Source organism: Anaerosphaera multitolerans, from assembly GCF_004006535.1.
Lineage (GTDB): Bacteria > Bacillota > Clostridia > Tissierellales > Peptoniphilaceae > Anaerosphaera > Anaerosphaera multitolerans.
This window is the reverse complement of record NZ_RLIH01000002.1, coordinates 80,685-93,738: the sequence shown is the minus strand read 5'-3', so window position 1 is coordinate 93,738 and position 13,054 is coordinate 80,685. Positions and strand designations below refer to the sequence as shown.

At 32.8% G+C, this 13,054-nt stretch carries 13 protein-coding genes and 1 pseudogene; 2 read left to right on the top strand and 12 right to left on the bottom strand.

All coding sequences use genetic code 11. The annotated features are described in order from the left end of the window. Positions 1–43: 43 nt before the first annotated feature. The 6 genes from EF514_RS01765 to EF514_RS01740 form a co-directional block, all read right to left on the bottom strand. Positions 44–1,276, bottom strand: coding sequence for a sensor histidine kinase (locus EF514_RS01765; protein ID WP_127723210.1), 1,233 nt, complete (start codon positions 1,274–1,276; stop codon positions 44–46). Next, positions 1,273–1,971: a response regulator transcription factor gene (locus tag EF514_RS01760; RefSeq protein WP_127723208.1), complete on the bottom strand. Its 699-nt coding sequence runs from the start codon at positions 1,969–1,971 to the stop codon at positions 1,273–1,275. The genes EF514_RS01765 and EF514_RS01760 overlap by 4 nt, the downstream gene beginning before the upstream one ends. Before the next feature lie 199 nt (positions 1,972–2,170). Continuing rightward, positions 2,171–3,946 carry an LTA synthase family protein gene (locus tag EF514_RS01755; protein ID WP_127723206.1) on the bottom strand — a complete coding sequence of 592 codons (1,776 nt, stop codon included), beginning with the start codon at positions 3,944–3,946 and terminating at the stop codon, positions 2,171–2,173. A 169-nt stretch (positions 3,947–4,115) separates the two neighbouring features. Further along, positions 4,116–4,955: an ADP-ribosylglycohydrolase family protein gene (locus EF514_RS01750; RefSeq protein WP_127723204.1), complete on the bottom strand. Its 840-nt coding sequence runs from the start codon at positions 4,953–4,955 to the stop codon at positions 4,116–4,118. Between the two features lie 354 nt (positions 4,956–5,309). Then, complete coding sequence (locus EF514_RS01745; RefSeq protein ID WP_127723202.1) at positions 5,310–6,917, bottom strand: gamma-glutamyltransferase family protein; 1,608 nt, start codon at positions 6,915–6,917, stop codon at positions 5,310–5,312. Between the two features lie 233 nt (positions 6,918–7,150). After that, a complete protein-coding gene (locus EF514_RS01740; protein ID WP_127723200.1) occupies positions 7,151–7,768 on the bottom strand; it encodes a GNAT family N-acetyltransferase in 618 nt (205 codons plus the stop codon). 297 nt (positions 7,769–8,065) lie between these two features. Between EF514_RS01740 and EF514_RS01735 the strand changes: the two are divergent. After that, positions 8,066–8,323, top strand: a pseudogene (locus tag EF514_RS01735) (YjdF family protein); the annotation flags it as partial. 213 nt (positions 8,324–8,536) lie between these two features. On the opposite strand, the gene EF514_RS01730 reads toward EF514_RS01735, so the two are convergent. The 6 genes from EF514_RS01730 to EF514_RS01705 all read right to left on the bottom strand — a co-directional run bounded on the left by EF514_RS01730 (position 8,537) and on the right by EF514_RS01705 (position 11,687). Further along, positions 8,537–8,797: a zinc ribbon domain-containing protein gene (locus tag EF514_RS01730; protein ID WP_127723196.1), complete on the bottom strand. Its 261-nt coding sequence runs from the start codon at positions 8,795–8,797 to the stop codon at positions 8,537–8,539. A 75-nt stretch (positions 8,798–8,872) separates the two neighbouring features. Continuing rightward, positions 8,873–9,265: a VOC family protein gene (locus EF514_RS01725; RefSeq protein ID WP_127723194.1), complete on the bottom strand. Its 393-nt coding sequence runs from the start codon at positions 9,263–9,265 to the stop codon at positions 8,873–8,875. 55 nt (positions 9,266–9,320) lie between these two features. Then, on the bottom strand, positions 9,321–10,100 hold the full coding sequence (locus tag EF514_RS01720) for a DUF6597 domain-containing transcriptional factor (RefSeq protein WP_127723192.1): 780 nt from the start codon (positions 10,098–10,100) through the stop codon (positions 9,321–9,323). A gap of 28 nt (positions 10,101–10,128) precedes the next feature. Further along, complete coding sequence (locus EF514_RS01715) at positions 10,129–10,341, bottom strand: DUF3781 domain-containing protein (RefSeq protein ID WP_476726856.1); 213 nt, start codon at positions 10,339–10,341, stop codon at positions 10,129–10,131. 156 nt (positions 10,342–10,497) lie between these two features. Beyond that, positions 10,498–11,211 (bottom strand): DUF5131 family protein, encoded by a 714-nt coding sequence (locus EF514_RS01710; RefSeq protein WP_127723189.1) that lies wholly within the window; start codon positions 11,209–11,211, stop codon positions 10,498–10,500. 11 nt (positions 11,212–11,222) lie between these two features. Then, the gene (locus EF514_RS01705) at positions 11,223–11,687 is read right to left on the bottom strand and encodes an IolE/MocC family protein (RefSeq protein ID WP_127723188.1); all 465 of its coding nucleotides are present in this window, start codon (positions 11,685–11,687) and stop codon (positions 11,223–11,225) included. Between the two features lie 176 nt (positions 11,688–11,863). Here EF514_RS01705 and msrB point away from each other — a divergent pair, with 176 nt between their 5' ends. Further along, complete coding sequence (msrB, locus tag EF514_RS01700; protein ID WP_127723187.1) at positions 11,864–12,880, top strand: peptide-methionine (R)-S-oxide reductase MsrB; 1,017 nt, start codon at positions 11,864–11,866, stop codon at positions 12,878–12,880. Positions 12,881–13,054: the final 174 nt, after the last annotated feature.

Sequence of the window (13,054 nt, the reverse complement as noted above, 5' to 3'; positions counted from 1 at the left end):
AGAAATAGTACCATCTAAAGCTTACTGCCAGATGAATTTTACCTTACAATTTTGTAAGGAATGATAAAGTAAAAGCAGTTCCCGCTCCAATTGTACTTTCAACTGTTAAAATTCCATTCTGACCTTCCACTATGGATTTGGCAAGAGGCAAACCTAAACCTACACTTTGAAAGTCTTCAGAGTTCTTACCACGATAAAATCTTTTAAATATATGGTGTATATCCTCTTCCCCTATTCCCCTTCCATTATCGGAAATTATTATTTCAGTAGCTGTCGGTGACTTACTCCAGCTAATACTTATTTCATCGCCTCCCTTGGAATAATCTATTGCGTTTTTTACAATATTTCCTATTGCTTCACTTGTCCACTGCAAATCACATATTATTTTTTCATTTTCATCTCCCTTGACAATCAGGTTTTTACCTTCCTTAATCGCCCTATCCCTTAGCTGGTCTATAGACTTACTTACTAAATCTCCAATATAGTACTCCTGCTTTTCAAATTCAATACTCCCCGAATCCAGCCTTGTAATCTTTAACAAGAGTACTATTAAATCCTGAACTCTTGTAATTGAAGTCCTTATCTTTTCAGAAAATTCCACAACCTTTTCAGGATTTTCCCTTTCTTCTATAATAATTTCATTGTAAATGCTAATTGCCGAGAGAGGAGTCTTTAGCTGATGAGAAATGTCGGAAACCGTATCTCTTATAAATCTTTTTCCCTCTACTTCCCTTTCAATTTTAGTTTTCAAAATCATAGATAGGTCATCTACTTCAGAAAACAGTTGGAAAAGTGCCCCTCTTTCCTTACGAGGCAGATGTTCCCCGAAATTTCCTTTTTTAAATTGACCTATTATTCTACCGGCATCTTCATAAGTCCTTTCCCGTTCCTTTAAAAAACTCGTAATAAAAATTCCCATAATGGCAGAAAATATAAGGACGACAATTAAAAGCTTAGCTGTCAATATAAGATTAAATTTGGAAAGTCCCTTTACAAAAAGAATGTTGGTACTTTCCTTTAATCCCAATTTACTAAGTAATTTCATCCCCTCTTCACTGTTTCCCAAATCATTCATTAGGGATTTTGCCACAATTTCTTCCGACACTCCCTGCTCTAAAAGAGAACCTGCCATTGCAGCTCTATCTTCAATTAAAAAGTTCTTTAGAGAGTTTGAAATACCGTAACTAATAAAAACCGTTAATATCATTAACAGTAGGGATATGCCCACTATTTTAATTAAAAGTTTTTTAGCTCTTTCATCTTCTAAATAATTCATTCATCCACCTCGTCATACCTATATCCGAAACCTCTTACGGTTATTATACGTCTCGGTTTTGAAGGATTTTCTTCCAACTTTTCTCTAAGTCTTCGTATATATACTGAAAGAGTATTGTCGTCTACAAAGTTTCCTCCCTCATCCCAAAGTCTATTTAAGATGGTCTCACGCATTACAGTCTGCCCTGAATTTTGAACCAACAAACTTAACAATTTATATTCCGCACTTGTTAAATCAAGTACCTCATCTTTTAATTTTATCTCCGAATTAAGATAGTCTATAGTAATATCTCCATGGACAGTCTTTTTAACTTCCTCTTCCTTTAAACTCTTTGTCCTTCTTAACAGCGCCCTTATTCTGGAAAATAATTCTCCCATTTTAAAGGGCTTGGTAATATAATCATCACCGCCGCTGTCCAAACCTCTGATTACATTTATTTCCTCATCAAAAGCAGTTAAAAAAATTATCGGTACATTGTTTCCCTTTGCTCTAACATATTCACATACTTCAAATCCCGTACCGTCAGGAAGTCCTATATCCAAAAGTAATAAATTATATTCCTTTAAATCCAAACTCTTTTTAGCCTCGCTTACTGAGCGCACAACATCCACACTATATTCATTTTTCCTTAATGAATATTCAAGTCCATCTATTAAACTTAAATCATCTTCCAAAAGAAGTATCTTGTTTTCCATACTGTACCCCCTGTAAATTTGTAATTTTATTATATTTCTACTATGTAAAATAATCAAATCCACTTTTCTTATTTATTTAATTTTAAAGTTGTTTATAACTTTTACTTATACTTTGCCTTATTGATTTTAAAGTTAATTTCCAGTCCCACAAATTCAACTGTAAAATAAAAAACCAACGCCTAAGCGCCGGTTTAAATTTTTAATCCAACATATGAGATGTATAATATTCAATATTTTTAAATTCTTCTATTTTCTTTTCCTGTTCCTCACTTGGCGCATTTGTCGCCTCTTCATCTATTACGAACCAGGTTTCCTTTAAAATGGACACACTTTCAGTAAAATCCTGTAAAAATTGGTTGTATTGATTTCCCTTCCAGCCAATATACTTAAATACCTCACTCATTAAAAAAGCCGGCTCCAAATCTCTTCCCACTCCCACAAAATCATTTTCCAATGTTGCCTTTGCCGCATTGTTAGCCCAAATAATGTAAGGTGTTTCATACATATTTCTAATACCTGTAGATTGGTCAAGACTGTGCTCTATATTAAACATATCAAAAAGCACCTTGTTATCTCCCATTGAAGGACAATGGTCGCCAAACATTACAAGTACCGTCGGCTCATCGGAACTTCTCAGATGCTCCACTAAAATCTCCATAGCCTGAGTGGCTTCATCAATACCTCTTAAGTAGTTGTTAAAATAATTGTACCATTTCTCCTCATAGTGATCCTTCCACTTAATATAGGTACCCTCTCCTGCATTTGTAGAGTAGGGACCGTGATTTTGATAGGTTACTCCAAAGGAAAAGTAAGGCCCCTTCGCCGTCTCCTCATCAAACTTTTCATTTAAAAAAGGATAGAAGGAGTTGTCCATGGCCAATCCACCTGAAATATTTTGAAAGGCATTGTAATATTCATAAAACCCGTGAAATCCCAATTTAGGATAGATGTTGTTTCGATTGTAGAAACTACCCACATTTGGATGAAAACCGTAGCATGTATAACCCTGCTCATTTAAATACCTTACATAGGACTGCGTTTCCTTATTAAAAGGAGGATTGTGCTTATAGCCCGTTAGGAAATTCGTCTCAGTTAAAAATGTCCCCCCGCCAAAGGAGTTAACTACTAGATTTCCTGCAATAGATTCACCTTGCAGCTTTTGAAAATACTCGTAGGGATTTCTTTCAAATTCAAAAGATTCATTTTGAAATTTATAAAAATCCTTATAGGACTCTAACATAATCACAACGACATTTACCTTTTTATCTTCGGAAATATTTTCATAACTATAGGAATTATAAAGTTCCTCCGCTTTTTTCTCATTATATTCAGGATACTTATAGGCCTTTGAAGATTTTATTGAATAGATAAAGGGATATAAAAAACCCTTTGATTGGTAGCTTTCTATTTCAATCCACATATTCAACTTACTTCCAACGCCCAGTGCATGGTATTTTTCAAAATCAAATACAAATATATTGGTAATTAAAATTAAAATCAAAGTAAATACAGTTGCTTTTCTAAATCTAAGCTCATAATTAAAAGAAGCCCTTCCGAGAAGTATAAAAATTACAACAGTAAGTACAATTACTCCCAACAAGACCATAAAATTAGGCGAGTTCAGATTTAAATCATACTGCTTGGACATAGTATAGGCTTCATTTATTAAAGCTACATCTCTTGCCAAAAAAGGCTCTTCCCTATAAATTATTTTGATATAGTTAATATAGGCCATTATATTTAGGGCCAAAGACCATAACAAAAAAGAAAGTCGAAGCGACTTAAATAAAAAGCTAAATATAACTATTAAAATAAAAATAGGTATAAAATTATATAAAAATATTTCAAATTCCTTAAAGTAATTTGTAAATAATCCTTCCCCATAACCGTAACTACTAATAAATAAAGAGCTCACTGTAATTAATAAAGCAAGTGCAAAAGAAAATAAGTATACATTATATTTCTTATTACTCAAAAAATCAGCTCCAATAATTCTATTTTAAATATTCATTCAATTTATTATACAACAAAAAAAATTAACAGTCTAAATTAATTTTAAACTGCTAATTTAAAGTTTATTAACCAAATCTTTTTTGATTTAAATTGTCTAAAGACTTAATATTATTTCCTTAAACAACAAACCCTTAAACTTCGGAGTTTTCTTCTGTAAAAGAAGTCCAATCAGAATATATCTTTTTTAAATATCCATCTAAGTAAGTTAAAGCTTCCTCCTTAAATTCTCCGGGAACTGTATAGTAAGCCTCCGCAATTCCGCCTGTAATACTTGCTACAATATCGCTGTAGCCTCCCAGTGAAACGGCATTTCTAATTGCATCCTCGTAGGAGGTGGACTCTAAAAAGGCCACTATAGACGGTGGAACCGTTCCTTGACAGGTGTAATCAAAGGTATAGGTTTCTCTTAATTCATCTAGGGAAAAATCTAAAGTGTAGTAATCTTTTTCAATTTTAGATTTTATTTCACTTTTACTGCAACCCTGCCTTGATAAAAACATTGCCATTACCACTGCTTCAGCTCCTTTTAAGCCCTCAGGGTGGTTGTGTGTTACACCGGTTATAACACCGGATAACTTACGCACTTCCTCTTCGGAGCCTACAATAAAACCTGCAGGCACTATTCTCATTGCCGCTCCATTTCCATAGCTCTTATAAGGTTTTGGATTTTCACTGAAGAGCCATTCTCCAAACATCTGTCCATAGCCATAGTAGGGATACCTTTTACCAAAGTTTTGCATATATTCCACTACCATATTTTCAATTAGAAAATAATATCTGTCACTGTTCCCTTCCTCTAAAGTGATTTTCATCATATTAGTAGTGTCCATAATAGTCTTGGCTACGGCAAAGGTCATAATGCTATCATCGGTTATTGTACACTCCTCAGTAAAAAACTCAAAGTCCTTATTTTTAAAATTATCAAATTGAAAGCGTGAACCTACAATATCTCCAATAATTGCACCTATCAAATTTCTCTCCTCCTTTAAACTTCCAAACTTCTCGGGAAATACTATTCAAAACCCACTTCCCATTTTTTTAAATCCAAACCTCATATGTATCATATTATCTAATACATACCCCGAAAGGTTATAAATTCAGCTGTTTTAAAAGAATATAATAAACTTTAAACAAAAACATTCAGTTTTAAAAGTTTAAACTGAAAAAAGCTTTTAAATTGAAAATTTAAAGGCCTTAAAAATTTAAAAGTTTTAATTTAATCATTATATTTATAAATTTCATAACTATAAAATGGAGTTTTAATACTATTGCTAAAAGCATTTTAATATACAAATATAAAAAGCGATGGCAACCCATCGCTTATATTACCAGGCAGCAACTGTACCGTCTGTTCGCGGTTCTGTTGCGCCCATTAAAACTCCATTTTCATCTCTCCATATTATTTGACCCCTACCAAAGGATATAGATTCCGGAAGTACACTTACCTTATGACCTCGTCTAACTAATTCCTCTGTCAAACTATAGGAGAATCCCCTTTCCACTTGAATTTCCTTTCCTCCTATCCACTGCCATCTTGGAGCATCCAAAGCCTCTTGCGGATTCATATTAAAATCTATAGTGTTGGAAACTACCTGAAGGTGCCCTTGCGGTTGCATATAGCCACCCATAACTCCAAAAGGTCCTATTGCCTTTTTATCCTTAGTTAAAAATGCGGGAATAAGAGTATGGAAGGCCTTCTTACAGGGTTCCAAATAATTTTCATCACCCTTATTTAAGTTAAAGGCAATCCCTCGATTTTGTAAACTTATACCCGTTCCCGGAACTACTACTCCCGAGCCAAAGCCCAAATAATTACTTTGAATAAAGGACACCATATTTCCTTCACCGTCAGCAGTACATAAGTATATAGTCCCTCCGCTGTGAGGCTCTCCCGGTTCAGGCATCAATGCCTTATCACCTATTAAATTTCTTCGCTCCAAAGCATATTCTTCAGAGAGCAATTGGTCCACTGTAACCTTCATGGAATTTTTATCCGAAACGTATTTCTTTCCGTCAACAAAGGCTAACTTCATTGATTCCACTTGCTTATGTATAGTTTCCACTGTATCTCTTTCAGTAAAATCAAAACCCTTTAATATATTTAATGCCATTAAAGCCACAATTCCATCACCGTTAGGCGGAATTTCCCAAACCTCATAACCTCTATAGTCTGTACATATAGGTTCAACCCATTCACACCAATAGTTTTCTAAATCTTCTTTACGCAAATATCCATTAGTTCCCTTGGAAAATTTATCAATTTCAGTTGCCAAACCTCCTTTATAAAAATCTTGAGATTTTGTTTTAGCAATAGCTCTTAAAGTGTTGGCAAGCTCTTTTGAACACCAAACTTCTCCTGCTTCAGGCGCTCTGCCCTTAGGCGCAAATGTATCAAACCAAGGTTTAAAACAATCTCCTTTAAAACTTGCCTTAAACTCAACGTAGGCATCTTCCCACAATTTTGATATTATAGGACTTACTGCATATCCTTCCTCTGCATATTCAATTGCCGGTTCCAAAACCACTTCAAAAGGCAATTTGCCAAATTTTTCAGATAACTCCGCCCAAGCTGATGGAGCACCGGGTACCATTACAGGTAGCCAACCTCTTTTTGGCATTTCATCATATCCAAGACTGCGTACTAAATCCTCATTTAAAAGTTTAGGAGTTACTCCGCTTGCATTTAATCCATGTAACTTTCCGTCAACCCATACCAAAGCAAAGGCATCTCCCCCTATACCGTTGGAAGTAGGCTCAAGTACAGTCATAGCTGCTGCCGTTGCTATTGCCGCATCTATGGCATTGCCACCTTTTTTCAACATATCAAGACCTGCTTGAGCTGCCAAAGGTTGAGAAGTACAGACCATTCCCTTTCTACCATATACTACACTACGCCTTGACGGATACTTATTCCTTAAAACATCAAATTTCATAAAAACCTCCTTTTTATTTCTATTGTTCTAAAAGGTTTAGTGAACTTTGTCTAAATTTTTATACCCTAAAGTTTTTATTACTATGCAATTTTGTCTTTATTTTAATAAATTTAATAAAATCTAAAGTTCATATTTATTTAGTCTCTACATAAACATTACATCACTTCAAAACCTTTTTAATATTTATTTAAAGAGCAGTTCCACTATTTTAAGTAGGACTGCTCTTCTTAAATTTAAATCAATTGTCCCGGTAATTTTAACTTTTCCTTTATGGGAAATTTTAAATCAAATTCAGCAACTTCACTATTATCTACAAGGTAACCTGAGGGGTCTTTGTAAGTTCCTATAACCTCTTTTAAATATCCCTTTTTTAATTCTTTCACCATAAGAAAGGGCATCTCCTCATCTCTTGGCAAATCAGAATAATATATACCCCTTGACCTTGCATTTTCAAAACCGAAACGCTGATAATACTTTGGATCTCCTGTTATTACAACAGCTCCGAAGCCCATATCTTTAGCTTTATTCAAACTGTAATTTATCAGCTCACTTCCATAGCCCCTACCCTGATAGCCAGGCAAGACGGAAATAGGTCCGAAGATAATTATGGGAATTATTTTACCATTATCACAAATTATCTCTCCCTTACTGTACATAATATGAGCCACAATTTTTCCTTCATCTTCAATTAAAAAGCTAAGCTGTGGAATAAACTCCGGCAATTTTCTGTAACGGTGCAAAATATAATGCTCCGTACAGCCGGGACGGTAGACATTCCAAAATGCCTCTCTCGTTAAATTTTCCACTTCACTGTAATCATTACAATTTTCCAAACGTACTATATTTTTCATTGTAGTCCTCCTAAAATAATTTGATTTTAATATATTAGAGGTTCTTGAAATTATCTCAACCTCTAGAGTACTACAATCTCCAATGTCTTATTCTTTTTCAAACAGCATTCTCCTAATTTATATTAAGGGCTTACCCTGTCTATTATTATAACTATACCTTAGCTTTAAATCCACTTAACCTTTTCTATAAAGGATACTCGGGAGATAAAAGGTACTCCACCGCCAAACTTATAAGATTTATTTTCCCTTTCCCTTTCTTTTATCTTATAATAAAAAAACTAGAAAAATCTTCAGTTTAGTAAAACCTTTAAAGGAGAGCTAAAAGATGAACAAATCATTAACCCCAAAAGAAAACAAAGAGAAATAAGCAAGCAAATGAAAGAAATCGGTATTGGAACAAAGGCTCAACAGGCTTTACAAATTCAATATGAAGCAAATAAAATTGAGAGAAAAATAAAATCACGCCAAAAAAACGAATTTGAAAAGCAAAGGCGGTTTGAAATTAAACAAGCAAAAATCACACAACAAAACAGCTACAATCCTAGCTTGTTCTAAGAATATTTAATTTTAACTAAAGAAATTATCAATCACTTAGATAAAAATTTATTTGCCAAATTTAATTTCTAGTGTTGCATCGTGTTAAATATAATGACAATTATAATTTGACATTAAATTATTAAAAATACTCTAAATCATCTATAGTAAACATAAAATTTAGCTTTCTATATAATATAAAATCCTGCTATAATCTCAGCAGGACTTTTATCTTTATTTCCATCTTTTTAATTTTGAAAGATATTCTCTCGTTTGTTCCCTTATTATCTCTCTTTCAGCTTCCGTCTTCGCCTTTTGATATTCAGGTGAATATTCTAAACCTATTTCCACATATTCTTCTAAAGTTAAATTATTGTTAAACTTTCCATCTTTATAACAATAGGCGCAGTATTCATAAGAAAGAGATCCATTTGAATTTACACCCTTATGCTCATCACTTGAAATATTCATTCCACAGCTTTGACATATTAACATAAATTCCACCTTAATTTTCAGTAAATATTTACTGATATATTTTTATTTTCACTAACTTAAGTAAACTACACTTTGCTAATTAGCAATAAATTCGGTAAAGGTCAGAACATATCCACTATTGTCTACTATGGCAAATTCCTTTAAACCGTAAAAAGTAGTATGCATATCCAAGAGAAGTTTATGCTTGGACTTTAATTCCAAGTAAAGCTCCTCTAAATTGTCAACTTGAATGTACAAACTGACAGAAGGCTGAACTTTCTCTATCCCTAAAGACGGATACTCTTCAATAAAATTTGTTCTTTCCTGTACCATTAAATTAAACTCATCCTTTGACATTATTGCAAATTGGAATCCATCTTTTTTATTGGGAACGGAAGTAATAAGAGTAAATCCCAGCACATCCTCATAAAAATCAATTGTCTCTTTAACATCTTCCACCATTAAATTAGTTACCATACTTTTAAACATTTTATCACCCCTCAATAATAAAATATCAAATTCACTACTAAGTGTATTGGAAAAATCAGTCATCTCTATATTTTGAAAGAAGTTCAAAGGGGGTGATCCCAATATTTCCTTTAAAGTCATTAATAAAATGAGATTGATCGTAGTATTGAACCAATTCCAATATATCTATCGGTTTTGATTCAGTAGAGGTTAAAATTCTAAGACATTTTTGAAATCGTAAAATAGAAAGAACTTTCTTAGGTCCAATGCCATAGTGTTTTATAAAATTCCTTTGACATTGACTTGCGCTTAAATTTAATAGCATATGTAATTCCCTAGCAGTAGAGGGAGGATTTTCACATAACTTGTTAAATAAAAGCGTATAAGTGCTTGGATTTAAACTTTCAAATTTAATTTTTATAAAATCAAGTAAGTAAGTCTTTGCCTCATTAAAACTTAAATTTAAAAATCTTTGACAATCAAAATCTTCATAGACTTCTTGAATATTTAAAAAATTATCCATAGCTATAGAGGCTGAAATTCCCGTCAACTGATAAAAAGCACCAGGCAAGAACCTTAGTCCCATAAACCTACCTGGAAGACTTACAGTAAAGTTAAAATCAGTAGTGCTCATTCCAGAAAAGCCCACAACTTTATTGTCAAAATCTACTACCAAGTCTATACAGCCGTCAGTTATAATAATATTGTTAATATGAATATTCTCTTTTGTTCTGGGAATCATTTCCCAATAGCAAATTACAAAATTCGATAGTTCTTTAACTTTTTCTTCATTATATTTAATGTGTTTTAAAAAATTTTCATCAAGTTTATAAGGTATTTGAATAGGATAATACATTAAGCCTCCTCAATTGTTTAATAATATCTCATCTCTTTATTATATGGGCTGTAATAATGGTGTAGCTACTTGCATTTACAGTTATTATGGCGTTGTTAACAGTTACATAATAGTTTTTACCTTTTCTTGAAATTTCAACCTCATCTTTTAATATCTGCTCTATAAACCAATTTACAATATTTTCATTCTCCAAGTAAAGATTTCTTTTTATTCGCTCCACTCCCAATTTCGTAGTATGCAGCTTTGTTATATCTTCAATTAATTCACACTTTATAATTCCCCTGCCTATTGTTTAAGTTTGTAAATCTCGGTTAAAATACTGTACCAATGTTCTTTAGCCATTTTTAAAATTTTATAGTTAAAAATTTTCCCTACTCTTTAAATTTACTTCTAACTACTACTTAATATAGTAGTTAATATTTGCCTTTCGTGCTTGAGAGGTTAAATCCTTAGTCTGCAACTTATATCCTCTTCCATCCTTTATAAAATATGTACCGCACTGTCTAAATTCAAAGTTGACTTTTTCTTTAATACACTGCTCCCTAATGTCCAAAACCCATTGGTAATTTAAAGGTCTTGCATTATTATCCGATTCTCCGCCTACTACTACATGTTCAACACCCTTTAGGTATTTAGATATATCTATTTTCTCAATTAAAGGTTGAGCTGTAATACATTTGTGTTTAATGGGAAGTTCTTTAAATATGGACAGTCTATAATCAGCAGTCTCCTGATTTTCCACAGTACAACATACTGTTACGTTCTCATATCCCTCTCCCCAATCCTTGGGAATACATTTTAAAAATCTGTCAATTCTCTTAGTTAAAAATAGAAAAGATAAATCTGAACGCTCTTTAATAATATCCCAACATTCCCTTCTCCATTTATCCGCATCTTCAATTAAAAAGTCAGTTGAAAAGCATAAATATACTGTACCTGATTTAATTTTATAATTTCCGTTTTTAAATTTCTCTATGGGTTTATAAAAATCCTTAGTCTTTATAATTTCATCGGTCTTTATATTTCTTTTAATATCTCCCTTGTGGATGTAGCAATATTTACAGCCTTCACTATATCTTCTGCAACCTCTCCAAGGATTCCACATTGCCATATTTTCCCCGCCTAAAATTTTGACTTGTCATAGTTATAGGGAATACTTGTACCTACTAGAACATCTTCAATTTTTTCTATAATTAACCAATCATCCATATTTCTCTGATGATCAAAATCCAAGGGTGTAATTTCCTCTACATTTTCAAATTCAACTAAACACAGACATTTTTTATGCCATCTGGTTTTTTGTTTATCTGATAAATTTAACTTAGATTGATTTTCTTCCAAGACTTTTGTTATTTCTTCATCTGTAAGTTCTACATAGTTTTGTACGTCTTTTACAACCGCTTTGGCAGAAATCTCCGCACTTCCCTTTTCCATAAAGTAAAGGACTTCTCCCTCAAATACTCTACTATGAGGTATTTTCCTTCCCGCCGCTCCTCGTACAACCATGGTCTTATTTCCACTTAAAATTTTATCCAAGACTCTTTGGCCTTTTTTTCCTACATTGTCACAATAGACTAAGTGCACCATATTGTAATCTCTTTTTTATTCATTATCACAACTTTACCATATACCTAAGCTCTTTCATATTACAAACTTATTTTTTTAATAAATAGTTAAATATCAATTTCAATATAGAATATATTAATATAATTTGGGTATTTGATATAGAGCAAGTTTAAATAATTATTGTTAGGAGTGTAAGTATGAAAGATATATTACTTTCCAGTGGAACAGATATTGAAGTTTCCAATGGTAATGAAAGAATCGTCCTTGGCGGCGGGTGTTTTTGGGGAGTGGAAGCTTACTTTATGAAAATGCCCGGAATTGTTAGAACCTTTGTAGGATATGGTAACGGAGATTTTTTAAATCCAAGTTATGAACAAGTATGTAATGAAAATACCAATCACGTTGAAGCTGTATTTATAGAGTATAATCCAGAGATAATAGACTTAAACCATATCTTAAAATACTTCTTTAAAATTATTGACCCCACTTCCTTTAATAAACAGGGCAATGACATTGGCAGCCAGTATAGAAGCGGTATCTATTACATTGACGAAAAAGATAAAGATATTATTGAAAGATTTATTGAAAGGGAACAGTTAAGATACAATAACAAAATAGTAACTGAAGTTTTACCTTTAAAAAATTTAAGTGTTGCTGAGGAATACCATCAAAAATATTTGGAGAAAAATCCCGGCGGATATTGTCACATAAGCTTTAATTCATTACCTAAAAAAGGAGACCATCTCCTTACAGAAGATCCTCTTTGGAGCGACGACTACTATAAAAAAGACGATGATACTTTGCAAAAAGAGCTTTCAATACTCCAGTATGAGGTAACTCAAAATTCAGCTACAGAAAAACCTTTTTCCAGCAACTATGATAAAAGTTTCCAAGAGGGAATTTATGTAGATATTACTACAGGTCAGCCTCTTTTCTCCTCTAATGAAAAGTTTGATGCAGGTTGCGGTTGGCCCAGTTTTTCAAAGCCTATAAGCGATGAATTAATAGAAGAAAAAGAAGATTTAAGTTACGGCTACCGCAGAACCGAAGTTAAATCCAAGCTTGGTGATTCACACCTTGGCCATGTATTTAATGACGGACCTAAGGAGCTTGGAGGATTGAGGTATTGCATAAACGGCGCTTCTCTTAAATTTATACCTAGGGAAGAAATGGAAGCTGAGGGGTACGGATACTTGTTAAAACTATTTAAATAATATTAAAGCTACGAGGTCCAAATCCTATTAGTTTCCAGAGCTTTTCTATTTTAGAAATATTTTACAATACTTATTTTATTTTCATTAAAGGGTAAATTCTAACTTTATGCAATTTCTAAAGAATAAAAATTTATCAACATAAAATTTGGTGGAAACCAAAAAATAATATTTTAA